At 34.9% G+C, this 25,582-nt stretch carries 26 protein-coding genes and 1 riboswitch; of the genes, 11 read left to right on the plus strand and 15 right to left on the minus strand.

The window, feature by feature from the left end; all coding sequences use genetic code 11:
• Positions 1 to 270 precede the first annotated feature (270 nt).
• Both ACFVR1_RS14285 and ACFVR1_RS14290 read left to right on the plus strand, forming a co-directional pair.
• Positions 271 to 1,800 (plus strand): fumarate hydratase, encoded by a 1,530-nt coding sequence (locus ACFVR1_RS14285; RefSeq protein ID WP_387584957.1) that lies wholly within the window; start codon positions 271 to 273, stop codon positions 1,798 to 1,800.
• 157 nt (positions 1,801 to 1,957) lie between these two features.
• Positions 1,958 to 3,871 carry a heavy metal translocating P-type ATPase gene (locus ACFVR1_RS14290; RefSeq protein WP_387584959.1) on the plus strand — a complete coding sequence of 638 codons (1,914 nt, stop codon included), beginning with the start codon at positions 1,958 to 1,960 and terminating at the stop codon, positions 3,869 to 3,871.
• A gap of 12 nt (positions 3,872 to 3,883) precedes the next feature.
• Here the strand turns inward: ACFVR1_RS14290 and ACFVR1_RS14295 are convergent, their stop codons facing one another.
• Together ACFVR1_RS14295 and ACFVR1_RS14300 are read right to left on the minus strand one after the other, a co-directional pair.
• Entirely contained in the window at positions 3,884 to 4,855 is a 972-nt protein-coding gene (locus ACFVR1_RS14295) for a YihY/virulence factor BrkB family protein (RefSeq protein WP_387584961.1), read from the minus strand.
• Positions 4,856 to 4,876: 21 nt separating this feature from the next.
• Entirely contained in the window at positions 4,877 to 5,251 is a 375-nt protein-coding gene (locus ACFVR1_RS14300; protein WP_387584963.1) for a YtxH domain-containing protein, read from the minus strand.
• Positions 5,252 to 5,695: 444 nt separating this feature from the next.
• Between ACFVR1_RS14300 and ACFVR1_RS14305 the strand changes: the two genes are divergently transcribed.
• Positions 5,696 to 5,917 (plus strand): DUF1128 domain-containing protein, encoded by a 222-nt coding sequence (locus ACFVR1_RS14305; RefSeq protein WP_387584965.1) that lies wholly within the window; start codon positions 5,696 to 5,698, stop codon positions 5,915 to 5,917.
• Positions 5,918 to 6,000: 83 nt separating this feature from the next.
• Here the strand turns inward: ACFVR1_RS14305 and ACFVR1_RS14310 are convergent, their stop codons facing one another.
• The 6 genes from ACFVR1_RS14310 to motA all read right to left on the minus strand — a co-directional run bounded on the left by ACFVR1_RS14310 (position 6,001) and on the right by motA (position 11,361).
• Positions 6,001 to 6,672: a hypothetical protein gene (locus ACFVR1_RS14310; protein WP_387584967.1), complete on the minus strand. Its 672-nt coding sequence runs from the start codon at positions 6,670 to 6,672 to the stop codon at positions 6,001 to 6,003.
• A 160-nt stretch (positions 6,673 to 6,832) separates the two neighbouring features.
• Positions 6,833 to 7,408, minus strand: a complete 576-nt coding sequence (locus ACFVR1_RS14315; RefSeq protein WP_387584969.1) for an NUDIX hydrolase — start codon at positions 7,406 to 7,408, stop codon at positions 6,833 to 6,835.
• A 278-nt stretch (positions 7,409 to 7,686) separates the two neighbouring features.
• Positions 7,687 to 8,598, minus strand: coding sequence for a pseudouridine-5'-phosphate glycosidase (locus ACFVR1_RS14320; RefSeq protein ID WP_387584970.1), 912 nt, complete (start codon positions 8,596 to 8,598; stop codon positions 7,687 to 7,689).
• Positions 8,595 to 9,695: a carbohydrate kinase gene (locus ACFVR1_RS14325; RefSeq protein WP_387584972.1), complete on the minus strand. Its 1,101-nt coding sequence runs from the start codon at positions 9,693 to 9,695 to the stop codon at positions 8,595 to 8,597. The genes ACFVR1_RS14320 and ACFVR1_RS14325 overlap by 4 nt, the downstream gene beginning before the upstream one ends.
• Positions 9,696 to 9,800: 105 nt before the next feature.
• Positions 9,801 to 10,574 carry a flagellar motor protein MotB gene (gene motB / locus ACFVR1_RS14330; protein ID WP_387584973.1) on the minus strand — a complete coding sequence of 258 codons (774 nt, stop codon included), beginning with the start codon at positions 10,572 to 10,574 and terminating at the stop codon, positions 9,801 to 9,803.
• On the minus strand, positions 10,558 to 11,361 hold the full coding sequence (gene motA, locus ACFVR1_RS14335; RefSeq protein WP_387584975.1) for a flagellar motor stator protein MotA: 804 nt from the start codon (positions 11,359 to 11,361) through the stop codon (positions 10,558 to 10,560). The genes motB and motA overlap by 17 nt, the downstream gene beginning before the upstream one ends.
• A 190-nt stretch (positions 11,362 to 11,551) precedes the next feature.
• On the opposite strand from motA, the gene ACFVR1_RS14340 reads away from it, so the two are divergent.
• The 4 genes from ACFVR1_RS14340 to ACFVR1_RS14355 all read left to right on the plus strand — a co-directional run bounded on the left by ACFVR1_RS14340 (position 11,552) and on the right by ACFVR1_RS14355 (position 15,124).
• Complete coding sequence (locus ACFVR1_RS14340) at positions 11,552 to 12,784, plus strand: aminopeptidase (RefSeq protein WP_387584976.1); 1,233 nt, start codon at positions 11,552 to 11,554, stop codon at positions 12,782 to 12,784.
• 92 nt (positions 12,785 to 12,876) lie between these two features.
• Positions 12,877 to 13,011 (plus strand): hypothetical protein, encoded by a 135-nt coding sequence (locus ACFVR1_RS14345; RefSeq protein ID WP_387584978.1) that lies wholly within the window; start codon positions 12,877 to 12,879, stop codon positions 13,009 to 13,011.
• Positions 13,012 to 13,474: 463 nt separating this feature from the next.
• A complete protein-coding gene (mreBH, locus tag ACFVR1_RS14350; RefSeq protein ID WP_387584979.1) occupies positions 13,475 to 14,482 on the plus strand; it encodes a rod-share determining protein MreBH in 1,008 nt (335 codons plus the stop codon).
• Positions 14,483 to 14,554: 72 nt separating this feature from the next.
• Positions 14,555 to 15,124, plus strand: coding sequence for a beta-class carbonic anhydrase (locus ACFVR1_RS14355; protein WP_387584980.1), 570 nt, complete (start codon positions 14,555 to 14,557; stop codon positions 15,122 to 15,124).
• A 98-nt stretch (positions 15,125 to 15,222) separates the two neighbouring features.
• Here ACFVR1_RS14355 and ACFVR1_RS14360 read toward each other — a convergent pair whose 3' ends face one another.
• Both ACFVR1_RS14360 and ACFVR1_RS14365 read right to left on the minus strand, forming a co-directional pair.
• Positions 15,223 to 15,771 carry a GNAT family N-acetyltransferase gene (locus ACFVR1_RS14360; RefSeq protein ID WP_387584982.1) on the minus strand — a complete coding sequence of 183 codons (549 nt, stop codon included), beginning with the start codon at positions 15,769 to 15,771 and terminating at the stop codon, positions 15,223 to 15,225.
• 6 nt (positions 15,772 to 15,777) lie between these two features.
• On the minus strand, positions 15,778 to 17,580 hold the full coding sequence (locus ACFVR1_RS14365) for a M3 family oligoendopeptidase (protein ID WP_387584983.1): 1,803 nt from the start codon (positions 17,578 to 17,580) through the stop codon (positions 15,778 to 15,780).
• Positions 17,581 to 17,733: 153 nt separating this feature from the next.
• On the opposite strand from ACFVR1_RS14365, the gene ACFVR1_RS14370 reads away from it, so the two are divergent.
• Complete coding sequence (locus ACFVR1_RS14370) at positions 17,734 to 18,462, plus strand: TspO/MBR family protein (protein ID WP_387584985.1); 729 nt, start codon at positions 17,734 to 17,736, stop codon at positions 18,460 to 18,462.
• A 17-nt stretch (positions 18,463 to 18,479) separates the two neighbouring features.
• On the opposite strand, the gene map is transcribed toward ACFVR1_RS14370, so the two are convergent.
• Positions 18,480 to 19,229, minus strand: a complete 750-nt coding sequence (gene map, locus ACFVR1_RS14375) for a type I methionyl aminopeptidase (RefSeq protein ID WP_387584986.1) — start codon at positions 19,227 to 19,229, stop codon at positions 18,480 to 18,482.
• 46 nt (positions 19,230 to 19,275) lie between these two features.
• On the minus strand, positions 19,276 to 19,857 hold the full coding sequence (thiT, locus tag ACFVR1_RS14380) for an energy-coupled thiamine transporter ThiT (RefSeq protein WP_387584987.1): 582 nt from the start codon (positions 19,855 to 19,857) through the stop codon (positions 19,276 to 19,278).
• A gap of 62 nt (positions 19,858 to 19,919) precedes the next feature.
• A riboswitch (TPP riboswitch) is annotated at positions 19,920 to 20,011 on the minus strand.
• Between the two features lie 106 nt (positions 20,012 to 20,117).
• On the opposite strand from thiT, the gene ACFVR1_RS14385 reads away from it, so the two are divergent.
• The 3 genes from ACFVR1_RS14385 to ACFVR1_RS14395 all read left to right on the plus strand — a co-directional run bounded on the left by ACFVR1_RS14385 (position 20,118) and on the right by ACFVR1_RS14395 (position 21,971).
• Entirely contained in the window at positions 20,118 to 21,185 is a 1,068-nt protein-coding gene (locus tag ACFVR1_RS14385; RefSeq protein WP_387584988.1) for a M20 family metallopeptidase, read from the plus strand.
• A gap of 293 nt (positions 21,186 to 21,478) precedes the next feature.
• On the plus strand, positions 21,479 to 21,811 hold the full coding sequence (locus ACFVR1_RS14390) for a magnetosome magnetite crystal formation protein family (RefSeq protein ID WP_387584990.1): 333 nt from the start codon (positions 21,479 to 21,481) through the stop codon (positions 21,809 to 21,811).
• Positions 21,812 to 21,875: 64 nt separating this feature from the next.
• Positions 21,876 to 21,971, plus strand: coding sequence for a hypothetical protein (locus ACFVR1_RS14395; protein ID WP_387584992.1), 96 nt, complete (start codon positions 21,876 to 21,878; stop codon positions 21,969 to 21,971).
• 37 nt (positions 21,972 to 22,008) lie between these two features.
• Here ACFVR1_RS14395 and ACFVR1_RS14400 read toward each other — a convergent pair whose 3' ends face one another.
• From ACFVR1_RS14400 to ACFVR1_RS14410, 3 genes are read right to left on the minus strand one after another with little or no spacing between them, the layout of a single operon-like run.
• Positions 22,009 to 22,878, minus strand: coding sequence for an SGNH/GDSL hydrolase family protein (locus tag ACFVR1_RS14400; protein ID WP_387584993.1), 870 nt, complete (start codon positions 22,876 to 22,878; stop codon positions 22,009 to 22,011).
• Between the two features lie 13 nt (positions 22,879 to 22,891).
• On the minus strand, positions 22,892 to 24,121 hold the full coding sequence (locus ACFVR1_RS14405) for an aminopeptidase (RefSeq protein WP_387584994.1): 1,230 nt from the start codon (positions 24,119 to 24,121) through the stop codon (positions 22,892 to 22,894).
• A gap of 3 nt (positions 24,122 to 24,124) precedes the next feature.
• Positions 24,125 to 25,276 carry a DEAD/DEAH box helicase gene (locus tag ACFVR1_RS14410; RefSeq protein ID WP_387584996.1) on the minus strand — a complete coding sequence of 384 codons (1,152 nt, stop codon included), beginning with the start codon at positions 25,274 to 25,276 and terminating at the stop codon, positions 24,125 to 24,127.
• Positions 25,277 to 25,582 lie beyond the last annotated feature (306 nt).

Consider the following 25,582-nt stretch of genomic DNA (forward strand, 5'->3'; position numbering starts at 1 on the left):
ATGTTCTATTTCCAAACTTCTTTTGTTATTTTTATTTGGATGGTGAAGTTAAGGGTAAATTATGCGTAGACTTAGGCGTTGATGAGCTGATTTTAGGGGCAGATAGCGCCCTAGTTGGGGCATATAGAAATTTAGGGTCTAACACACCACCTTTAGCTCTCTCTCTATATATCAATCTCAAATGAACAATGCCCCACTCTTTTTTTCAAGCTAATAAAATAGTATACTTGTAAATGTTTATTACTTACATAACTAAAGGAGCGTTTCACCATGCAAATGGAACAATTAGAAAAAAGTATTTATGACTTAATTACGGAAACATCTACGAACTTACCAAAAGATGTTCGTCGTGCTATTAAAAAAGCGAAAGCATCTGAAAATGCCGGTACACGTGCGGCAATGAGCTTAGATACAATTACGAACAATATTCAAATGGCTGATGACAACGTATCACCTATTTGCCAAGATACTGGTTTACCAACATTCAAAATTAAAACTCCAATTGGCGTAAACCAATTAGAAATTAAAGCTGCAATTAAACGTGCAATCGTGACTGCTACGAAAGATGCAAAGCTTCGTCCCAATTCAGTTGATTCATTAACGGGAGCAAATAGCGGGGATAACCTAGGTGAAGGTGTTCCTGTCATGAAATTCGAACAGTGGGAAAAAGATTATATTGAAATGAAGCTTATCTTAAAAGGTGGCGGCTGTGAAAATAAAAATATTCAATATAGCTTACCAACTGAGCTAGAAGGTCTTGGTCGTGCTGGTCGTGACTTAGACGGTATCCGCAAATGTATTTTACATTCTGTTTACCAAGCACAAGGACAAGGATGTTCTGCAGGATTTATCGGAGTTGGTATTGGTGGAGATCGTTCTTCTGGGTATGACCTTGCAAAAGAACAATTATTCCGTCATGTAGAAGATACAAATCCAAACCCAGACCTTGCAAAATTAGAAGAGTATATTGTGGAAAAAGCAAATACATTAGGTATCGGTACAATGGGATTTGGCGGAGAAGCAACTTTACTTGGTTGCAAAATCGGCGTAATGCACCGAATCCCTGCAAGCTTCTATGTATCTGTTGCGTATAACTGTTGGGCATACCGTCGTATGGCAATTAATATTAACCCAACAAACGGTGAAATTATCGAATGGCATTACCAAGAAGGAGAAAAAATTGAATTTAAAGAAGAAGCTTCAGAAGAGGCTCCTAAAAAAGTAGTAGAACTTCAAGCTCCTATTACAGAAGAACAAATTCGTGCACTACAAGTTGGAGACGTTGTCTCCATTACTGGTCGTATGTACACTGGTCGTGATGCAATTCACCATCACTTAATGAGTCATGATGCACCAGTTGATCTAAATGGGCAAATCATTTATCACTGTGGTCCAGTTATGCAAAAAGACGATGAAGGAAATTGGCATGTTCGTGCAGCTGGACCAACTACTTCTATTCGTGAAGAGCCATACCAAGGCGATATTATGAAAAAGTTCGGTATTCGTGCGGTTATTGGTAAAGGTGGAATGGGACCAAAAACACTTGCTGCACTTTCTGAGCATGGAGGCGTATACTTGAACGCAATTGGTGGAGCTGCACAGTACTATGCAGACTGCATCAAAGGTGTCGAGGGTGTGGATTTAATGGAGTTTGGTATTCCTGAAGCAATGTGGCATCTGCGAGTAGAAAATTTCACAGCTGTAGTAACTATGGACTCTCATGGAAATAGTTTGCATGCAGATGTTGATAAATCTTCATTAGAAAAATTATCTGCTTATAAAGAGCGCGTTTTTAACTAATAATAATTATTATAATTAAAATTGACATTAATACACCTCTACTTTATAATAATTATAAAGTAACGATGAATATAAAAATGGATTTCCTCTTGGGAATCCATTTTCGTCATTTTAGAAGCTTATTAATAGTGAAATTCATTATCAAGGAGGTATTTACATGTCAACTATTCTCGAAAACGATGCGAAACAATCTGTGTTTAAATCCCTACTATTACCTCATGTTGAGTTGATTGCTGCCTTTTTCTCTGGAGTATTAATTCTCATTGCTTGGTTGTTAGGAAGAGCAGATCAGGACACTGCTTCTATTATTTTTTATATACTTGCATTCACCATCGGAGGGTTTGCAAAGGCAAAAGAAGGTATTGAAGCCACGATTGAAGATAGAGAGTTAAATGTGGAAATGCTTATGATTTTAGCAGCAATTGGTTCTGCAATAATAGGTTATTGGACAGAGGGTGCTATATTAATCTTCATTTTCGCTGTTAGTGGTGCACTAGAAACATATACAATGAACAAAAGTAAAAAAGAGATTTCTTCACTAATGGAACTCCAACCAGAAGAAGCTTGGCGCTTAAACAGTGATGGTTCCACCACTCGCGTTTCAGTAAATGAACTCGTTATAGGGGATCAATTAGTTGTAAAACCAGGGGAAAGAATACCTGCAGACGGATTGGTTAAAAGTGGATCAACAGCAATTGACGAAGCTGCAATAAGCGGAGAATCCATCCCTGTATCCAAACAAGTAAACGATGAATTATTTGCTGGCACTGTTAATATTAGTGGTGCTATTACAATGGAAATGACAAAAGCAAATGAAGACTCGCTTTTCCATAAGATTATTCAACTTGTTCAAACAGCTCAGGATGAAAAATCACCAGCACAGCAATTTATCGAAAGATTTGAAGGCAGTTATGTAAAAGTAGTTCTTATAGCAGTTGGTTTCATGATGTTTCTCCCACACTTTATACTTGATTGGGAATGGAAAACAACCTTTTACCGTGCCATGGTATTATTGGTTGTCGCTTCTCCTTGTGCACTTGTAGCAGCGATTATGCCAGCAACACTTGCCGCAATCTCAAACGGAGCAAAAAGCGGTATTTTGTTTAAAGGCGGCATGCATTTAGAAAATGTTAGTGAAATGAAGGCAATTGCACTCGATAAAACTGGAACACTTACAAAAGGTAAACCAGTAGTAACGGACTTCTTTGTTCGAGAAGATTTAGATAGAATATCAACATTGACAATGCTTGCTACAATAGAAGCGCAATCGAACCATCCACTAGCACAAGCAATAACTTCTTATGCCGAAGCTGAGGGAATTGGGCAATTGCCGCTAATTCACATTGAAGATAAACCTGGGTTTGGATTACAAGCAATCATAGAAGAACAAACAATACTAGTTGGTAAACCAGAATTTGTTAATAAGATCGATGCCTTCGCTTTCCAAAATGGTATCGCTGCTTCTCTTGCTGAAGAAGGAAAAACAGTTATTTTTATGCGAGATGAAGAAGGAATTGCTGCAGCTGCAGCTCTAAAAGATACTGTTCGTGAAGAAGCTAAAGAAGCCATAAAACTTTTGCAATCAGTAGGAATCAAAACTGTTATGCTTACTGGAGACAATGAAAAAACAGCTAAAGTTATTGCAAGAGAAGCAGGTATAGACCAATACTTCGCAGAATGTTTACCGGAAACGAAAGTACAACATTTGAAAGAACTCTTAGAAGAACATAAATTTGTTGGAATGGTTGGGGATGGTATAAATGATGCCCCTGCTCTAGCAACAGCAACTACTGGATTTGCAATGGGAGAAGGAACAGACGTTGCATTAGAAACTGCTGATGTGATCCTGATGAAAAATGATTTATCAAAAATCGCATATGCTGTGAAAATGTCACGAAAGATGCGACGTATTGTTAAACAAAATATTGTATTTTCCATTTCTGTTATTGCTGTGTTAATCATTTCAAACTTTCTTCAAGTAGTTGACCTACCATTAGGGGTTATAGGTCATGAAGGTAGTACGATTCTAGTCATTCTTAATGGTCTAAGAATGCTAAATAGAAATATATAAAAGCAGAGGGTCTTAGAAACCCTCTGCCTTTTTCTTTTTTAATGCATTCTTTCTCTCTTGTGTTACTGCATTTATTTGCCCACCTACTAATAAAATGATTCCTGATAAATATAACCATAACATTAATACAATAATTCCCCCTATACTACCATAAGTAGAAGAATAGTTACCAAAACTACTTACATAGTAAGAGAATCCTAATGAAACAATAATCCAACCTAATGTAGCAAAAACTGCTCCAGGAAATACGCTTTTTAATGCTAACTTTTTGTTTGGAACAATCCAGTATAAAGCAGTGAAAACAATGAAAATAACGAGAGGACTTATAATCCATCTGACATTATTCCATAGTTCAAGAAAACCTTTTTCAAATCCGAAATAAGAAAATAAAATCGTTCCAATTTGTTGGCCAAATACAGGTAGAACAAGTGCGACAATTATTAGCAGAATCATAAGTAATGTAAAAATAACAGATAAACCTCTCACAATAAAAAAGGGTCTTGTCTCTTCCAATTCATATGATCTATTTAAAGACTTTTCAATCGCATTCATACCTTTGGATGCCGACCAAATAGTACCTATAATTCCGAGAGATAATAGTCCTCCATTACGACTTCTTAGTACATCTGTAATAGTTCCCTCTACAAGCATATATACCTCTTTGGGGGCATAGTTTTCTAGAAAGCGAAAAACTTGTGCTTCGTCCAAATTTAAATAAGGTAATAACGTCACGATGAAAATAAGCATTGGAAACAACGATAACAGGAAAAAATATGCTAATTGTGCACCTAACCCAGTGATATCTGCATTTTGGATATGTGAGATTAAATGTTTAAAAAAACCCGACCATGTGGTTAAATCTTGATTTTCCGCTGGATTATTGATTTTCTTTTTTATAGATAAAAACTTAAGATTTTCATGCCAATTGGTAGAGGATGAAGATGTTTCTTCATGTAATTCCTCTTTTATTTGATTATGTTTCACTTCATCCTCTCCTCTCTTTACTTATTGCTTAACTATATTCTCTTCAGATTGGGGAATTACAATTGATTTGTATTCTTCTTTTGATTGAGTAAATGCTTCTTTCGTATCCGCTACAAGTGTTTTAACCTGTGGTGTGATTTCTTTCACTTCATTTACTTTTTGTGATATGTACGTCGCATCGGAAGCAAACTGCTCGTAAAACGATTTCCATTTAGTAAATTGATCCTCAATTGTCGTTATTAGTTCATCTCTATTTTTAGCGTAAAATTGAATCTGTTTTCCTACATATCTAGATTTCCTAGCTACAGCATCTCTTGTTGACCTATCTAACATTGTCAAAGCTCCACCTAGTAATGCACCACAAACCATACCTTTTACTAATTTATTTTCACTCATGAGATAACCTCCATATTAGATGTGTATGTATTCAATTATACCCGTGACTAAGAGTAATAAAACAAATAAATTATTTATATTAAAAATAGTCTTGACTAACGGATGGAATTTTATGAAAGTACTATCGCGGAATATGGTATTGGAAGTGATACTCAATCTAACTCAGTTGCTGGAGTTGTAAAATCTACTTATCAAGATAAACTGAAAGAAGAAAAGCAGGCAGCTAAAGTATAGTTTTTAATTGACAATCAAGGCAGAGCGTGAAATGATAAAGAGAAACTCCAATCCAGTTCTTTCGGATTTGTAGTTTAACCATTCGGGCTTTTACGGGTAGTTAATCTTCCGTTTGCAGTACCCGATTCATTCTTAGGTTTACATTGAAAATCTTACTGTTTGTTAAAGCGGGATAAAAATTTTTAATGTATGAAAGGCAGGAACAAAAAGATGAATTTATCAGAACCTTCTGTTGAAAATGTTACTTATATGATTGAAACCATAAAAGAAAAGCTCCGTATGGTTAACGTAGATGCAATGAAACCAGAAAACTTTAATGCTACAGAATACGAAGATCTAATTTACTTATATGAAATGGTAAAAAAAAGAGATTCGTTTAGCCCAAGCGAAATGCAAGCAATTGCAGCAGAGCTTGGAAACTTACGTAAGTAGAATAACATAAATAAAAAGGACCAAATATGAGGTCCTTTTTATTGTGTTCTTATTCAACTAACGCACCCGTTAGTTGAAGAATATCACCTGTGTATAGAACTGGTTCTTGCAATAGTTATTAAGTCGTTTTCAATTGCAATATCTCCAACAATTCCATGAGGGTTAGGGATTTTTTTATATTCTTCCTCACTTATTTTCTGGCAGTCAACAATAGGTAAAGTACTAATCCCGACACTTTTATAGAATTTATCCATAAATTTTGTTGCATATTCTATTTTATTTAACTCGTTGTTGTCCATTATTTGCTCAGAATAACTACCAACAAACTTCCAACTGTAATCAAGTATTGAAGCGATACCTGAATTAGCAATATAAGAGAATTGTTTTTTCTCTATTAGTTCGTGTATATTTGAAATGTTAAGCGACTCATTAGTAAAGTGGTTTAGAAACCCAATAATAATATCATCATATTTATTTAATTTTAAATCCCCCTGTAAAACAACACCATAAGCATATTTATTAATTTCTTCTAGGTAAATTTCAAATATTTGTCTTGGAAATATATCTCGGAATTTTTTAGGTTTGTTTTTTAGCTTTATCTTAACTTCATACGGAAGCTGTCCCCCATAAATCCTCTGGTCAAAATTGAGTGCTTTTAATATTATATTTTCTAGTCTCTCAATATCCGCTTCAGAATTAATCTGTTTAAATTCTTCAAACAATAAAGTACTAATTTCTGATATAGACGAGTTCAATTAATCCCCTCCGAAATGTCCATCTTTACATATAAAATAAAATTCTTATTGAACTAACCTGCACCGTTAGTTGAACAAGAAAAAAGAGCCGTCTATCTTTAACTAAAGCACCACGTTAGTTAAAGTGTATAGTTTCACAAACATCCTCATTTAATTGATTTTATTTTATGATGAATAAATCTGGATGTTCTTTTAACAATTTTGACAGAAATAATAGTTGAGGAAAAGGGATTAAAAATAAATCTCTATTTATATTTCCTTTTAATATCGCTTTTCTATTTTGTTTAATAAAATCATTTAAAGTAATTTTATTATTACAGATAAAATGAACATCTTCTGGAGTTAGTAGTAGAAGTCCATTAGTTTCTGAAGAGGGATTTGGTTCATTTTCAGAGTAGGAAAGATACATTATTGATAAAGATTCCTGCTCATTTCCTTTAACTAAAATTGGAGCTATTTCCTCTCCTAACCGTAGTATGGAAGGCTTATTTCCCCACTCACTCATATGATAAGTTATTGGAGAATTTATTGGAGTAATTTTCATTGAAGCCTCTTCAAAAACTTCACGCCTAGCTGTCTCTAATGCGGTTTCTTCAAATTCTTTATGCCCACCAAGTCTAACTATTCCAAGGTTATTTGCCTCTTCTGTAGGACCAACCTGAAAAATAAACAGCCCCCGATATAAAACGTAAGCACCCGACGTTTTTACATTTTGATTAATATTAATGTCACTCACTCCACTAAAATGATTTAATGATAATTAATTGATAAGAATCCTAATACTCAATGTTTATATTCTATTCTCGTTTTTTATTTCCTCTTTCACTAACCTGCTGCGTTAGTTAAATAAAAAAAAAGAGCCGTCTATAATGCTTATTGTTCTTCTAACTAACCTGTGTCGTCTTACAACTATTTTAGACCATTTGTTGGTGTATTCTATTATCAACAAAGATAATTAACATAGCCATCTATAAAAAAAATCTTCCCGAGATTAGTTTCTCGGGAAGGTTTTTTTTATAGTTTATTTAGTTCAACAGCAATTTTAGCCCCTACTGTTGCATTATTGTAAACTAATGCAATATTTGATTCTAAGCTTTTTCCTTCTGTTAATTCTTTTACTTTTCCAAGTAAAAATGGTGTAACGTCTTTCCCTTTAATGCCGTTTTCTTCTGCTTCATTTAAAGCTTTCTCAATAATTCCGTTAATATATGCTTCTTCCATTGAATGCTCTGCAGGAATTGGATTTGCAATAATTGCGCCACCATTTAGACCTAGATCCCATTTCACTTTTAGCATTTCTGCAACCTCTTGTGGCTCATCCAGACGGAAGTTTGCATTAAACGCACTAGTTGCTGTATAGAATGCTGGGAACTTTTCCGTTTGGAATCCTACTACCGGAACACCTTTAGTTTCTAAATATTCTAGTGTTAGACCAATATCCAAAATGGATTTTGCTCCAGCGCATACTACAGCTACATTAGTAGAAGCTAATTCTTCCAAGTCCGCTGAAATATCCATTGTCGTTTCTGCACCTCTATGCACCCCACCGATTCCACCAGTTACGAACATTTTAATACCAGCAAGCTCTGCGCAAATCATTGTTGTGGCAACTGTAGTAGCACCAATTTCTTTAGAGGCAACTACATAAGGAAGATCTCTTCTAGAAGTTTTTCGTGCATTTTTACTTGTGCCTAATGTTTCTAGCTCTTCTTCTGAAAGGCCAATTTTAATCTTTCCATCCATTATGGCAATCGTTGCTGGAACTGCACCATTGTCACGAATAATTTGTTCCACTTTTCTTGCCATTTCAACGTTTTGTGGATAAGGCATACCATGTGAAATAATTGTTGATTCCAATGCTACTATCGCTTTTCCTGCTGCCATTCCTTCTTCTACTTCTTTTGAATATGTTAAAAATTCTCTCATGATAAATATTCCTCCAATTCATTATTTAAAGTAACTTTTGAAAGTTCTTTACGAACAGTCTCTGCAGATTGTAATGTTTTATTTGCATTAACCATACCTGCATTTACTGCTAATTTCATTTCTGTTCCTTCCAACCATGCATGAAGTGTTCCAGATACAAAAGCATCTCCAGCTCCAGTCACATCGACTACATGATCTACATTAATAGCAGGTACTAGTGTAGATTCACTTTCTTCACTTGAGTACATTACTCCCTTACTACCATTTGTAATGACAACATGTTTAACGCCTTTTTGAACAAATGCTTCTGAAGCTGCTCTCCAACTTCCTTCATCATTAATTTCCATTTTTAAATATGTTTCTGCTTCGTCTCGATTTAATATGATCCATTCAATACCACTTAAGTTATCCGGCATTCTTTCCATTTTAGGAGATGATACAGGAATGATTGCTAGAGAGATATTTTTTCCAATAGCAAGTGTTTGTAAGTATTCAATTACATCCTTAGGACAGTTCATGTCCACTATTAATAGTTGAGCATTCGTAAGATAAGATTCTTGTTTTTTCATGTACTCAACAGAAAGTTGATCGTATATTTCCATATTAGCTAGTGCGAAAAGCATCTCACCTTGCTTATCTAAAATGGCAGAATAAGTTCCAGTTGAATAATTAGCGAGTTTTTCTACAGAAAATAAGTTCATCCAATGACTGGATGCTTTTTCGATTATTTGATATTCAATATCATTCCCAACTACGGATAATAATCGTACACTATGACCAAGTCGCCCTAAATTTTCGGCAATATTTCTAGCTACTCCCCCAACACTTTGCAAGCTCGTAGTTGGATTAGATGTTCCCATTTGTAACTGATTTTTTACTAAGTATTTGCGATCTAAATTTGCACCACCGATACAAATAACCTCATTGGCTTCAGGAAGAATATATGCTCTACCTGTAATTTTACCAATCCTAATTAATTGGGAAATAATATTTGCAACTGCTGGTCTTGACATATCTAGGTTATTTGCGATCTCTAATTGAGATGCATATGGATTTTTTCTAAGGTACTGTAATATTTGTATTTCTTTTGGTTGCACAATAATTAACCTCCTCTCAATTAAACTTTTGTTTTCATTATAAACTTTTGTTCGAAAAAGTCAAAAGAAAAACTGATAACAATTTAAAATTGTTATCAGTTTTTCTTATTTTGGAGCGTCGTTTAGAGTACCATCTTGTAATACGCGTGGTTGTATTAACACTTCCACACGTCGATTCTTAGCACGTCCCTCTACAGTATCATTAGAGGCAACAGGTTTAAATTCACCATAACCTTTTGCACTAAAATATAGTGGGTCAATCGTTCCTTTACTAACTAAAATCTTAAGAAAGTTTACTGAACGCATTACACTTAGTTCCCAGTTAGAGGAAAACTCACTGCTTGAAATTGGAATATTATCAGTATGCCCAGTTATTACAACATTTCTTGGAGGATCAAATACTAAAAGATCGGATATGTCTTCCGCAATTTGACGATATTCTGATTTTACTTCTGCTTTTCCCATATCAAACAAAATGTTTTCACGGATTGTAACAAGCAATCCTTCATCCGTTAATTTGGTTACGAACTGTTTTTCTAATGCATTAACTGCAATATATTCATCGACACTAGCTTTTATCTCAGATAGTGCTTTCTGGTCTTCAATATATGCAGAACTTTGCTCTTCTGTTTCATTTGTATTATTTGGTGTTATAGGTACATCAATTGGAGAAGGATTATCCATAAAATTTGTTCCACCATCAAAGATTTGATTAAAAACTTGAGCCATCTGTTCGAGCTTCTGTTGATCCACAGTACTCATTGAAAACAATACGATAAAAAGAGCTAACAATAATGTCAAAATATCTGCGTATGGAATAAGCCATGATTCGTCAATATGCTCTTCTTCCCTATGCTTTTTTTTATGCTTCTTTGCCAAGGTCTCCGTCCCCGCTTTCGTTCATTATTTTTTTGCGGTCGGACATAGACAGGTATGAAGCTAGTTTTTGTTCAATAACTCGAGGGGCATCTCCTTCTAACACGGAAAGAATCCCTTCCAACATCATCAATTTTTGGCGAACCTCTTGCTTAGACTTTCGCTTTAGTTTATTTGCAAATGGGTGCCAAATAATGTAACCAGTGAAAATCCCTAATAACGTCGCAACAAATGCTGCTGAAATGGCATGTCCTAATACATCTATGTCATTTAAGTTTTTTAAAGCGGCAATCAGTCCAACTACTGCTCCAAGTACCCCAAGTGTAGGAGCATATGTACCTGCTTGTGTAAATATTAAAGCTCCACCAATATGCCTTTCTTCTAAAGCATCGATTTCTTCTGACAATACATCACGAATATAATCCGCATTTTGTCCATCAATCGCTAGTGTTAATCCATTTTTTAAAAATGGATCATCTACATCAGTAATCTTACTTTCTAATGCTAATAAGCCCTCTCTACGTGCCAAATCTGCCCAACTAGAAAACATTTTAATAACTTCTCTATCATCTGCAAGTTTTTTATCTTTGAATATTACTCCAAATAACTTGGGTACTCTTTTCAATTCATTCATCGGAAAAGCAATTACTACAGCTGCAATTGTTCCAAAGATAATAATTAAGATAGCGGCAGGAACTAATAAACTATCTGGACTAACTCCTTTTAAATACATTCCAACTAACAATGAAACTAACCCAATGATAAGACCAACAACTGTAGATATATCCATTCATTAACCCCCAAATTCTATTTCTCTCATTATTTCGGCTATTTTGTACTTTTTTTAATAATAAACTTATTTTCCTGTAATATAATTTCATATTTTATGAACAATATACGACTTTTTACCTCTAATATGTATTGTTACATTTGACTGAAAACTGATATTATTAAGTTAAACATAGAAAGGGAGTATGAATATGTCATTATTTAATGAAACACTTAAAAAGTACGCTGCGCTCGCTGTAGAAGTTGGGGTTAATATTCAGCCTGGCCAAAATTTATTTATCTCTTCTTCAATCGATAGTGTTGAACTTGTTCGATTAATTACCAAAAAGGCGTATGAGGTCGGTGCAAATCAAGTATTTGTAGACTTTTCAGACGATGAAATTACTCGCTTACGCTATGATTTAGCTCCTAAAGAATCTTTTGACTCCTTCCCATCATGGAAAGTTCAAGAAAGAGAACTGTTAGCTGAACAAGGTACTGCTTTCATGAGCATTATAAGCCAAAGTCCAGACCTTTTAAAAGGTGTTGATACTAGTAAGATTGCTGCTTTCCAAAAAGCTGCTGGTACTGCATTAAGTAAATTTCGCCAATATACGCAATCCGATAAAGTTAGCTGGACAGTAATTGCTTCACCATCAAAAGAATGGGCTAAAAAGGTATTTCCGAATGTTGGGGAAGAAGAACAAGTTTCTGCACTTTGGGATGCTATCTTCAAAGCGGTACGCGCCGATTTAGAAGATCCAGTTTCAGCTTGGAAAGAACATGATAAACTACTACACGAGAAAGTAGATTATTTAAATGATAAAAACTATAAAAAACTACTCTATACAGCTCCAGGAACTGATTTAACTATCGAACTTCCAGAAGGTCATTTATGGTGTGGAGCGAGCAGTGTCAACGAAAAAGGAGAAGACTTCATGGCGAATATGCCAACAGAAGAAGTTTTCACTGTTCCGTTGAAAACAGGTGTAGACGGTTACGTTTCAAGTTCTAAACCGTTAAGTTACGGTGGTAACATTATTGATAATTTCACTGTTACTTTTGAAAAAGGTCGTATTGTAAAAGTAGAAGCAGAACAAGGCCAGAAAGTGCTTGAAGATCTTGTCGCAACAGATGAAGGTTCTCACTACTTAGGGGAAGTTGCACTAGTTCCACATGACTCACCAATCTCTAATTCTAATTTATTATTCTACAATACTCTATTCGATGAAAATGCTTCGAATCACTTAGCAATTGGTAGCGCATATGCATTTTGTCTAAAAGGCGGCAAAACGATGAGTCGCGAAGAACTTGCTAAGAATGGGCTTAATGAGAGTATTACTCATGTGGACTTTATGATTGGGTCCGATAAAATGGATATTGATGGAGTTAAAGAAGATGGGACTATAGAGCCTATCTTCCGCAACGGTAACTGGGCATTCTAACTATTATTAAGTGGATTTCTATAAAATACTACTTACCTTTTAAATAGTTTTAAGCTATAATAATAGTAACATGACTAGTGAGGTGTTTAATAATGGGCTTATTCACAGTTACAGTTCTTGGCTTTGCAGCAGTTACAGGTATTGTAGGTTATACAGTTATGCATTACTTCGCAAAATCAATGAACTCACATGATTCAATTGCAGTAGATCCAAAACCTTCTAAATAATTCAAAACAACCGCATTTCTGCGGTTGTTTTTTTATTTTAAGAGATTACAATGTTCTTCACTACTTCCCGATTTCTATTCCCGGGGGAATTCGGTAATCTTGTGGCAAATGTTTGTCCATTGCCCCATTGAATTGTGTAGTGACCTAGTGCTTAAGGTTCGGATAATGAAAGACTGACTTACTCTTTTAAAATCAAAGTTAGTTACAATTTCTTCGCTTCTTTATAAGTAGTTACTACTTATTTTTCTCTAAATTGATATTATTTATCTTTTTCTTTTCATTTTAAAGACAGTTCTATGTCAATATAATGACTAGTACAGACTATTAGATTATATTGCTTCACCACCCTACATATATTGACCTATTAAACAATGAAACATTTGTAAACTTCCATAATGTTACACATGGCAAACCTCTTTTTATCATTTATACTTATTGAGTATGATTGAATGGAGGAATATATATGTTTTCAAATGCCCATATTGGAATAGATTTAGGGACAGCAAATACATTAGTATATACGAAAAGTAAAGGCATAATTATAGATGAACCAACTGTAGTGGCAGTCAACACAAAAACGAGAGATATAATCGCATTTGGACATAAAGCAAAAGAAATGATTGGAAAGACACCGATTTCTATAGAAGTTATTCGCCCATTAAAAGACGGTGTCATTGCTGATTTTGATATTACTACCCAATTATTGAAACTTATCATGCAGAATGCAAGTAAGAAACTGGGAACTTCATTGAGAAAGCCATCTGTTATAGTTTGTACTCCATCAGGTGCTACTTCTGTCGAACGAAGAGCAATTCAAGATGCAGTAAGACAAAGTGGCGCTAAAGAAGTTCAACTTATGGAAGAACCTGTTGCAGCAGCGATTGGATCGGGTCTACCTGTAAATGAACCAGTTGCAAGTATGATTGTTGATATTGGTGGTGGTACTACAGAAGTTGGAATTATCTCATTCGGAGGTGTTGTTGCTTCTAACACTGTAAAGGCTGCAGGAGATAAAATGGATGAATCAATTATTCATTTTATCCGAAAAGAATATAATGTTTTAATTGGAGAACCTACAGCAGAAGAAATTAAGAAAACTATTGGTCATGCCTTGATACCCCATACAGTAGAACAAATGGATGTACGAGGAAGAGATGTTGTTACTGGATTACCTAAAATAATTCATCTGTCCTCTACTCAAATACAAGGTGTATTGACTGAGTCTCTTGAAACAATCTTAGAAGCAATCCGTGCAACACTTGAAATATGTCCACCTGAACTTGCTGGTGATATCGTGGACCATGGAGTTGTGTTAACTGGTGGAGGGGCACTTCTAAAAGATATTAAAGAATGGCTTTCCAGCGTTATTGAAGTTCCAGTTCATATTGCTCCTGAACCTCTACAATCTGTGGCTATTGGAACAGGTAAATCTTTCTTTGTTTCTGAACGAAAACAAAAAGCGGCTAAATAATTCAAACAAATTAGAGGAAATAAACCCTTTTTTCATATAGAATATAAAGATAGATTATGGAGGGGAAAAAATATGCCTAATTTACGTGAAGTGTTAAAGTACAATGAATATTTTGTAGAGAATAAACTATATGAACCTTTTTTAACAACGAAGTTTCCTGATAAGCGGGTGGTTATTTTAACATGCATGGATACTCGACTTATTGAATTACTACCTAAGTCTATGAATTTCAAAAATGGGGATGTCAAAATAGTAAAAAGTGCAGGAGCAGTTATTAATCATCCTTTCGGTGGTATTATGCGTAGTTTAATCGTAGCAGTTTATGAACTGCAGGCGGATGAAATATATGTAATAGGCCATCACGATTGTGGTATGAGTTCTATCCATACCGACAAAATTATAGAGAAAATGACTGCTCGAGGTATTGATCCTCGTAACTTTGATATATTAGAAAACTCCGGAGTAGATGTTGAAAAATGGTTAGAAGGTTTTTCAGATGTACAAGAAAGTGTTTTACACAGCGTTAATATGATAAAAAATCACCCTTTAATGATAAAAGATATTCCTATCCACGGTCTCATTATCGATCCAAATACGGGAAGATTAGATTTGGTTGTAGACGGTGCACTTCATACAACTTAAATAATTTATTATTTCCCAGGAAATCGACAAAAAAATTGGTTATTCACCTATATGAATAACCAATTTTTTATTTACACATATTTCATTTAAACTTCCAGTCAACTGTGTTCATTATTAATGGAAGCATAAATATAGTGATCTTCCCACTTTCCATTTATATAGAGAAGGCTTTGAAGTAAGCCCTCCCGTTGGAATGCATTGTTCTCTAATACTTTTATAGATCCAAGATTTTTTGGAGATACAAACGCCTCAATTCGATTTAACTGGACGTGTTCAAACCCGAATAGCTTTACAAGATGGACAGCTTCAGAAGCAATACCTTTTCCAATAAATTGTTCATCTATAGAATAACCGATGAGACCACTTGAAAAAGGCATCCTTTTTAAACTATACAGAGAAATACTACCAATCATTTGATCAGTACCATGTGCAAACACACCGAAACTAAATTCTCTCTTTTCATTCATCAATAGTAGAGACTCACGAATTTTTTCTCTTTGCACAGAAGTAGTATAATAATCATTTCGATGTAATGGTTCAAAAATGGACCAATATCTTTTGTTTTTAAAAACTAAATCTGCTAGACTTGGTGCGTCTTTTACATTTAATGTGCGTATATAACATGTATCTCCTTCTAAATAAATCAAGCATCGTCATCCTTTTGCATTAGTTAATTGTATAAACTCGTTTACATCTTGAATGCAAAGGTTAATGCCTTTTATCCAAAATGCCTCCTTTGTAATATCTTCCCCAAGATGCTTCATTGCTAAATCTTCTACTGACATCACTGCAGTATCTTGAAGTAAAGCAATGTATTTCTCTTCGAAATTTGCTCCCTCATTAATTGCTTTTGCATATATGCTTAATGAAAACAAATAACCAAATGTGTACGGGAAGTTATAAAATGGAACTTCTGTAATATAAAAATGAAGTTTTGAAGCCCAGAAATGTGGATGTGTCGTTTCAAGTGCATCTCCATATGCTTCTTTTTGAGCTGTTTCCATTAACTCATTCAATTTCGTTGCAGAAACGATTCCTTTTTTACGTTCCTCATAAAATCTTGTTTCAAATAAGAAACGAGCATGAATGTTCATAAAGAACGCAACACTTCGTTGAATTTTATCTTCTAGTAGTGCTATTTTTTCATCATCTGTCTTTGCTTCTTTAACAGCTGCATCCGCAACAATCATTTCCGCAAATGTAGAAGCTGTTTCCGCAACTCCCATTGCGTATTGGCGATTTATCCAATGTACTGGTCTTAAAGCATATGAATGAAATGCATGTCCTAATTCATGCGCTAAAGTCGAGACATTCGACATTGTTCCGCTATAAGTCATGAAAATTCGAGATTCCTCTGAAACTGGCATACCTGTACAAAATCCACCAGGACGCTTGTTCGGGCGATCTTCTGCTTCAATCCATCCTTTTTCAAATGCGTTTCTTGTGAAAGCTTCTAATTTAGGTCCAAATTCTTTAAAATGTTTTAGAATAAACTCGGCGCCTTGTTGGTAATCCATTTTTTCTGTTGAAGCACTTACTGGTGCATCTAAATCATACCAATGCATTCCATTTTCCTTTAGCATCGTCGACTTTACGTTTAAATATTCCACAAAAGGAGCTTTATTTTTAGAAATTGCTCCCCACATAGCATCAAGCGTCTCTTGTTTCATTCGATTAATATCTAGAGGTTCTTGTAATACAGACTCCCAGCCTCTTTTTTCATATACAGCAAGTCGGAAACCAGCTATATGATTTAATGTTTTTGCAAAAAACTCTTCTTTTTCAGTCCAAGCAGCTTCAAGTGTTTCAAAAGCCTCTTTTCGAGTGGAAGCATTTTCGTGTGAACTTAAATTATTTGCTTGTCCAACGGAAAGTTCTTTTTCTTCGCCATCTACTTTTACTTTTACTCGAATGTCTCCTACTAATAAATCATAAAGTTGACCCCAAGCATGGTAACCATCCACCCCAAGAGTTGTAATCATTTCTTCTTCTTTTTCAGTGAGCATTTTCTTTGCTTCATCTCTCCACTCATTTAGGACAAATGAAAAATCAGCTAATTCCGATGACTTCATTAGTTCATTCCAAACCGATTCATCTGTTTTACTTAATCCTTGCTGGATTACAAGCATTAAAGAAGAAAACTTCGCATATATACTTCCCATTTCCCCTTCTAAAAGTGCTGCATTTTTATCAGTAGTGTCTTGTGCAAGGAAGCATCCAATTACTGCTCCTGCTTCCGATAAATTAACTGCAATATCTTTTAGTTCGTTTATAATTTTTTCTAATTCCTGTGCATCTTTACTTGAAGTAGGAGTTGAAAAACCTTTCAATTTCTCTTCAAATAACTTCTGTTTTTCTTTAACTTCATCTAAATGAATCCGTAAATCTTTTGATGCACTTCCACCTTCAAAAAACGAATCAAGATCCCACGTAATTGGATACAATTTTTCAGCCATTATTTTTCCCCCTTAAAAATTCATACTAGTTCGAATTATATTATACCATGTTTTCCATAATTGGATTATTCCGCTTTTGCCATGAAACATTCACAAATCGGTTGGTTTGTTAGAATATTTGAAAGGTATACTAGAAGGATAGGAGGGATGCATATGATTAAAATAGTCCTTTTGATTATAAGCTGGATCTCTACAGTTGCGGTAAGTATACTCGCAAGTACGCTACCAATAAATCATCATACAACTAGAGAAATTTCAAATTGGCTACCAGCTTTATTTACTCCTGCAAGCTATGTTTTTCTTATTTGGTTTGCCATCTACTTTTTATTAGCATGTTGGATATGGAATATTATGAAAGAATATAAGAACGGAGTAACTATATCTTGGAAACGAGTAATACTATTCGTATTTAGTTCGATTCTCAATATTCTTTGGATCTTTTTTTGGCATTATGGATTATTTGCACTTTCACTAATTGATATGTTTGCTTTGATAGGAATTTTGTTTTTACTATATATGACTTATTCTACAATGGAGCAATCTTGGATGACGAGAAATCCTATCTCTGTTTATCTAGGATGGATGCTCGTTGCTACATTTATAAATACTGATTACTATCTTACTTTCATTGAATTTAGTGGATGGGGAATCACAAAATCATTGTGGATAGTAATTTTTTTAACAGTAGCTACCGCAATTGCTATGCATATACGTTTCCATTATAATGACCCTGTAATCGTCCTTGTCTTTATTTGGTCTTTTATCGGTATAGCTGTTCACCATTTGTTGGATGAATTATTAATCACAGCTGCTTCTATGTTTTTAAGTTGTGTACTTATAGTAGGAATCTTCTTCATAAAAAAAATGCCTCGGAAATTATGATTTCCAAGGCATTTTTTTTAATCAATTTTCGTCAATAAAAGTGGCCCTTCTTTTGTAACTACAATCGTATGTTCAATTTGAGCAACTAACGATTTATCTGGTGTTACAAAAGTCCAACCATCACCTGATTCTACAATATGCTCTGCTTTTTGAGAGATAAAAGGCTCTACTGCAAGAACCATACCTTCTTTTAGAATCGTTGGATCCCATGCATCATAATAATTTAACACATGCTGAGGAGCTTCATGCAAAGATTTACCAATACCATGCCCAGTTAAGTTCATAATAACATGCAAACCATTTTCTTTTGCTTCTCTAGCTACAGCTTTCCCGATTTGGTTCAAACGAGATCCAGCTTTAACTTTTAACATAGCCCGATTAAATGCACTTTCAGCTACTGCACATAGTTTTTCTTTTTCTTCATACCCATCACCAACGACAAATGAAATACCTGTATCTGCAAAATATCCATCATATGAACCCGAGACATCAATGTTCACGATATCGCCTTCTTTAATGACACGAGATCCTGGTATACCATGTGCCACTTCTTCGTTTACACTTATACACGTGTAACCTGGAAAATCATATTCCCCCATTGGTCCTGAAATAGCACCATATTGTTCAAATAGTTTTCCACCGATTTCATCGATTTCTTTCGTTGTTACTCCCGGTTTGGTTGCTGCTCTCATTACATCTCTAACTTCCGCAACAATTCGACCGATTTTTTTTAACGCTTCTAACTCTTCGTTTGTTTGTACAATCATCTTAAAAGATCCCTTCTCATTTGAATGTACAATAATCATATCATATTTAAACTTTATTCGGCAGTAGAAGGCGTGGCGCTTTTACAAATAAGATTGTACAAATGAATGCCGCGAATAAAAATACTGGAATCATATAAGTAGCATTATAGATTAATGAATACAAAATTACGTTTTGATCGCCAGCATATTCTCCGAAAAATACTATTCCAGAAGTGACATGTGCTAAATAACGAAGAAACGCAGCTAGGAATGCTCCTAAAATGACTGCAATCGCCATTTTTTTCGTATCTTTATTTTCAAGTGCTTTCATATATGCTGGTCTAAAGAAACCAGCGAATCCGGCTACCATAAACGCTATAAAATAATCGATTGATACTTGCAAAAATACATATCCAAAAGATAACGGTACTGCATAAAAACGACCTGTTGCTACCTGCAATAACCCAATTAAAAATCCTGTAATAAGACCAGCAACAACACCCCGTCGAAAAGCAATTAAAATAACTGGAACAAGCACGAAAGTAACGGAGCCGCCTTGTGGCATACCAAACCCTAGCATATCTAATACATACCCTAAGGCTGCAAAAATAGCGATTTCTATTAATAATAATACACGTTGATTTCTCATCGTAATCTCCTTTTTGACCACAAAAAAAACGACCCTGGGATAGACCCAGACATCGCGCGATTGTCAGTTTCCATCCACATCCCTACGCAAGCATTAACTTACAGGTTCGAAGGGTACTATCTCAGCCGCGTAAGCGACGCCCCTTGTGGTTATGAATTATTTAGTTCGTGTTCATTGTAGCCCAATAAAATAAGTAATGCAACCCCATGTTTTTGATTGTTATACTAATAGAAATATTATACGAAAAGGGGCAGACGATTATGATAGAGTTATTGAAAGATTTGATACGCATAAAAAGTGATGATGTAGAAGGCGCAAATGCTGCATTATTGTTTTGTAAAAATTGGTTTGAAGCTCGAGGTATCGCTGTAACTGTTTATGAAAATAATTCTAAGCTGATGCTTGTTACAGAAATAGGAATTGGCGAAGAACGTATTATATGGAACGGTCATGTCGATGTTGTTCCTGGAGATGCAGAACAATTTAATCCATTCGAAGAAGGCGACCGTTTATATGGACGAGGATCAGCCGATATGAAAGCAGGTGTAGCTGCTATGATGCAAGCTTTCTACGAACTTTCATTAACTCCTCAAAAATTAACAAAAAGAATTCAACTGCATATTGTTACTGACGAAGAAACCGACGGAGCTACTTCCAAGTATTTAGTAGATCAAGGATTTAACGGAGATTTCATTATTTGCGGAGAGCCTACTCATTTACATATTGGTCTTCAAGCAAAGGGAATTATCCAATTAGATGTTAAATTAAAAGGTAAATCCAGTCATGGAAGTCGCCCTTGGGAAGGGGTAAATGCGATTGAACAAGCATTTGCTTTTGACAAAGCAATGCGAAAACTTCCCTTTTTATCAGCAAGTAATAAGTTCTATGATTATCCATCAATAAATTTGGCAAAAATACATGCAGGGGACAGATATAATATTGTTCCGGCTGAATGTGTCATGAGCTATGATATTCGTTTTGTTCCAGGACAAAACAGTTCAGAAATTTTAGCATTAATTAAGAATGCTGCTCATATGGATTTTCCGGAAAGTGAAGTAATTGTTCATGCTTGCGAGCCAGCAGTGACTACAGAAGAAAACAATTTATATGTTCTTAAACTTCAACAAGTTACAACCAATATGACGAATTCTATTACCAACCTATTTGGCCAACATGGTTCCGCGGATACTCGATTCTATGCAAAAAATGGAGCCGGAGCCATTGAGTTCGGCCCCTCTGGAGCGGATTGGCATGGTGAAAAAGAATATGTCTCTATTTCATCCGTAGAAAAATATAAAAAGATTTTAGTCTCTTTTATTATTGATTGAAGTGAAAATAAGAAAAGCCTCTGGGTGTCCGCTTAGTCGTTCTCATAAGAGTCGAGCGGACGCTTCTCTAAACTTGATGTATTTTTTACAATTTACGGCACTTCGAGACCAATTGTACTGAAGCCGAGACCAGATTACTATACTCGAGACCAATTGTACTATACTCGAGACCAATTCACCCGAAATCGAGACTATGTTTTAATTTCCCGAGACTAATTAGAAAAACTACTTTATCCAAGCCTGTTTCCCACTTTATTCGTGTTAATCAATTAATCAGAAAGGAGAAAATTCCAATGGAAAATAACAGACTTTTATCAGCATTATCCTATTTTAGTGTTTTATTTGCCCCTTTAATACTTCCAATTATCGTATTCTTTATTTCTCAAGATTCGAAAGTGAAACAACACGCTAAACGTTCACTTGTTTCCCATTTAATCCCTCTTATTTTTATGATTATTTTATTTATCGTTGTCTATTCCAGTGTGTTTTCTATGTCCTATAGTTCATTTAATCAACCTTCCATATTTATGAGTTCAGTTCCCTTATTACTCGTATTCTTATATTTAATTATTTATATCATTATTCTAGTTTGGAATATTGTCCAAGGTGTCAAAGTATTAAGATGATGTTTACATTACTGCATTAATGGGAATTGAATAATACAGTTTAGAATCTATTAGGAGCGATAATATGAGAGTAAAAAGCATCGTTAAAACTGCAATAAAATTGGCGCCAATAGTCTATCCAATCGTACGAAAAATAATGAAAAGAAAGACCGTAAAATAAAAAATCTGTTCCCATTGTAGATTGGGAACAGATTTTTCTATATATAGGGTTTTAATTTTGTCAAACCCAAATATTGATCGAAACCTTGAATTTTTGAAACAGGTGATTTTGGTAATTCTTTTTGTCTATTGAGAATTTGTTCAAAAGTAAGTGGGTTTGGAGCTGGTAATTCATTTGGATTTACTTGTAATCGTCCATTGTACTGTTTAAAAAAAGCATTTGCCATTAGTCGATACCCTTCCATTGTAGGATGCACATCTGCAGGGTTGGGTAACAATTCTTTTTCATTACCCTTGAATGCCTCTTCTACAGTAACATATATTGCTCCATTTGCTTCCGCTTCTGTTTTTAGAATAGTGTTCATTGTTTCTAGTTGTTTTTTTATACCTACTTTTTGTGAGTCGCGCAAGTGTGGATAAGGAAAATAATATCCCATTATATAAATCTTTGCTTTTGGTGTAGTCGCTTGAACTTCTTGTATAACTTCAGCAATATTTTTCCGTACATTATTTAATGCGAAGTTTACTTGAACTTGCTGATATGCAATAGACCCATTTGAAGGATTTACTTGCACAAGTCTAAGTAAATCATTTGCTCCTGCTGAAATGGTAACAACTGTTACATTTTTAAGTAATTCCTTCGCTTCTTTCGTACGGACTGTTTTTAATACGTCTGCAGTTGTATAACCAGGAAATGCAAGTGCTTTTGAATAATAGGTAAGTTGATGAGATCGAGTCAACTCTTGTGCTATTAAATCTGTATATCCAGAGTCAATCGCTCTATCAGGTGTTTGTCCGGCAGCTATAGAGTCCCCTAAAGCAATATAAACTTCTCCCCCTTTAGCTTCACTCGTAAGTGTTGAAAAAGGGAAGAAAATTAATATAAGTGCAGCAATCCATTTTTTCATATGAATCGACTCCTTAAAAAGCCCAAGTACCTTTTTGGAAAATTGGTTCCATCGTTCCGTCTTCTAACTCTCCTAGTATATCCATATGTGCACTACCAATCATAAAATCTTCATGTACAATTGATGTATTAAGACCCAAATTTTCAAGCTCCGCTTTATTTAAACCACGTGCACCTTCCACACAAGTTGGATACGCCTCTCCAATTGCAAAATGATTGGAGGCATTTTCATCAAAAAGGGTGTTGAAAAATAATACGTTCGATGCTGAAATAGGCGATTCATGAGGAACTAAAGCTATTTCCCCTAAATATTTTGCACCTTCATCTGTTTGTATTAATTCTAGCAATAACTCTTCTCCAGTATCTGCTTGTGCCTTTGTAATAGCACCATTTTCAAATGTTAAAGTGAAATTATCAATAATATTTCCTTGATACACTAATGGTTTTGTATTTTTTACATATCCGTTTACACCAGTTTTAAGTGGAGCCGTGTATACTTCTTCGGTCGGCATGTTTGCAATAAAAGGTACACTTTGCCCATTTTTACTTGCACCTGAAAGCCATATATGTCCTTTTGGAAGTTCCACTTGAATATCTGTACCATCGGATTTATAGTGCAACTTTTTATATCGTTTTTCGTTTAATAAGGCTGCACGACTTTCTAAATGATTAATATGCTCTGTCCATTTCTGAACAGCTGTTCCTTCACCAACTCGTACTACTTGGAAAATAAGATCCCAAAGCGCTTGCATGTGATACTCTCCTTCTAAATGAGGGAATACTTTTGCTGCCCATTTCGGGGAAGGCATTGCAACAATAGACCACGTAATGACGTCATTCATCACTGCTTTTCTGTAATTTTCCAATGCTTTACCGCTTGCTTTGTGGAAATTTGTAATTCGTTCAATGGATACACCTTCGAGTAGATCAGGATTATCTGCATCTATCCAGAGTAATGCACCATTATTTTCAACTAATTCATCTCTTTGCATAGCAGCCCATTTCGGAAATTCATGAAATGCTTCATCCGGTGCTAAATCGTAAAAAGCTCTTGCATTTACTTCGTCCGTATAGTTTACATCCACTCTTTTTGAGCCAGCTTCATACGCTTTTTTTACGATAAGTCTTGTGAAATCTATCGTTTCTGTCGTTGTGTTAATTAGAAGGGGTTGATTTTTTTGAATATTTAAGCCAACTCTTACAACTAGTTCTGCATATTCTTCTAGTTTTTGTTGGAAGTTCATTTATTATCTTCCTCTCTTCTCAATCGTTTTGGATGAACCTTCAATAAAATCACCACGATACCAAATTTTCTGTATTGGTTTACTTGGGAGCTCTTTCGTCCACTTTTTATATGTTTTTTCATCTGAATACGTTAATAATGTTAATACTTCTCCATCTTTTCCTGCGCGGCCAGTACGTCCTGAACGATGCAAATATTGTTCAATTGAATGTGGTACATCCACATGTATAACATGTGTTAAGCCCGAAATATCTAGTCCTCTTGCCGCAACATCCGTAGCAATTAATATACTTACTTTCCCATTTTTAAAGTCATCCAATGCTTTTTTACGTTCTTCTTTTTTCATTTCTGAATGTAAGGATACTATTGGAGCATCACGGTAAGTAAGTTTCGCGTCCTTCATCAATAGTTGATCTATACTATTTACAAATGCAAGACCCTTCATTCCTTCTAAATGGGAGAGTCTTCTTAATAACTCCGTTTTATCACGTGTTTCTGTTTTCACAAAACTATGAACGACTTCACCTTTTGAAGGTATTTCTTCAGCAGACACTTGAATACGCACCGGATTATTCATCATTCTTTCTGCAACTAACTCAATTTCGTCGGTAATCGTAGCAGAAACAACAACAAGTTGTCTCTCAAGAGTTGCATCTATTAACCCCTTTACGGTTGTCCGATGCTCTCGACTTAATAATTGGTCGCCTTCATCTAATACGATTGTTTTGATTTCATGCATTTTTAATTTCTTTACTTTTACCAGTTCTTGTAATCTTCCTGGTGTTCCTACTATAATTGTTGGTTTCTTTTTTAAGTTTTCAATTTGTCTTTGAATATTTGCTCCACCGATTAATTGTGCAACGGAAATATCAGTCCCGGCAGTCCATTCACGGAAAACTTCTACAATCTGCATACCTAATTCTTGAGAAGGGACAATGACTAATGCTTGAATTTGTTTCTTTGAAGGATCTACCTTTTGTAATAACGGAAGGACGTATGCTAACGTTTTTCCAGTACCCGTTGGAGATTCCGCTACTATATCTGAACCATCAAGCATATGTGGTATCAATTGCGATTGAATAGGCATTTCAAATGCAAAGTTTGTTTTTGCCCATTTTTCTTGTAATGTTTCATTTAGATTTTCTAAAAAAGTCAAATTTTTCTCCACCTCATCTGTGTTTGAATCAAGTGTACCACATTTTTATTATCGGTAATTAGCTAAAAAGAACAGATGTTGATTTGAAATAAAGTCACGGATGTTTATAAAAAAGATGAGATATTTTGAATAAATTAGCGACGATTTAAAAAATTTATAGAAATAATTGAATGATATATGGAAGTTTGTGAACAACTCTACTTAACAAACGGGCAGGTTAGTTGAAGAATGGTTTTTACTCTTGTTTAACAATTATGCATATTTTATTGGCGGGAGGAAGATTCACCCATAATTGAATCATTTGAA

This window comes from Psychrobacillus sp. NPDC058041 (assembly GCF_042885655.1).
GTDB lineage: Bacteria > Bacillota > Bacilli > Bacillales_A > Planococcaceae > Psychrobacillus.

Coding starts and splice junctions, on each gene's coding strand:
- ACFVR1_RS14400 (WP_387584993.1), bottom strand. CDS start 22,878: ATGAAAAAATGGATTGCTGCACTTATATTAATTTTCTTCCCTTTTTCA.
- ACFVR1_RS14300 (WP_387584963.1), bottom strand. CDS start 5,251: ATGAGTGAAAATAAATTAGTAAAAGGTATGGTTTGTGGTGCATTACTA.
- ACFVR1_RS14390 (WP_387584990.1), top strand. CDS start 21,479: ATGGAAAATAACAGACTTTTATCAGCATTATCCTATTTTAGTGTTTTA.
- ACFVR1_RS14340 (WP_387584976.1), top strand. CDS start 11,552: ATGTCATTATTTAATGAAACACTTAAAAAGTACGCTGCGCTCGCTGTA.
- ACFVR1_RS14285 (WP_387584957.1), top strand. CDS start 271: ATGCAAATGGAACAATTAGAAAAAAGTATTTATGACTTAATTACGGAA.
- thiT (WP_387584987.1), bottom strand. CDS start 19,857: ATGAGAAATCAACGTGTATTATTATTAATAGAAATCGCTATTTTTGCA.
- ACFVR1_RS14385 (WP_387584988.1), top strand. CDS start 20,118: ATGATAGAGTTATTGAAAGATTTGATACGCATAAAAAGTGATGATGTA.
- ACFVR1_RS14290 (WP_387584959.1), top strand. CDS start 1,958: ATGTCAACTATTCTCGAAAACGATGCGAAACAATCTGTGTTTAAATCC.
- ACFVR1_RS14320 (WP_387584970.1), bottom strand. CDS start 8,598: ATGAGAGAATTTTTAACATATTCAAAAGAAGTAGAAGAAGGAATGGCA.
- motA (WP_387584975.1), bottom strand. CDS start 11,361: ATGGATATATCTACAGTTGTTGGTCTTATCATTGGGTTAGTTTCATTG.
- ACFVR1_RS14305 (WP_387584965.1), top strand. CDS start 5,696: ATGAATTTATCAGAACCTTCTGTTGAAAATGTTACTTATATGATTGAA.
- ACFVR1_RS14365 (WP_387584983.1), bottom strand. CDS start 17,580: ATGGCTGAAAAATTGTATCCAATTACGTGGGATCTTGATTCGTTTTTT.
- ACFVR1_RS14345 (WP_387584978.1), top strand. CDS start 12,877: ATGGGCTTATTCACAGTTACAGTTCTTGGCTTTGCAGCAGTTACAGGT.
- map (WP_387584986.1), bottom strand. CDS start 19,229: ATGATTGTACAAACAAACGAAGAGTTAGAAGCGTTAAAAAAAATCGGT.
- ACFVR1_RS14355 (WP_387584980.1), top strand. CDS start 14,555: ATGCCTAATTTACGTGAAGTGTTAAAGTACAATGAATATTTTGTAGAG.
- mreBH (WP_387584979.1), top strand. CDS start 13,475: ATGTTTTCAAATGCCCATATTGGAATAGATTTAGGGACAGCAAATACA.
- ACFVR1_RS14405 (WP_387584994.1), bottom strand. CDS start 24,121: ATGAACTTCCAACAAAAACTAGAAGAATATGCAGAACTAGTTGTAAGA.
- ACFVR1_RS14395 (WP_387584992.1), top strand. CDS start 21,876: ATGAGAGTAAAAAGCATCGTTAAAACTGCAATAAAATTGGCGCCAATA.
- ACFVR1_RS14370 (WP_387584985.1), top strand. CDS start 17,734: ATGATTAAAATAGTCCTTTTGATTATAAGCTGGATCTCTACAGTTGCG.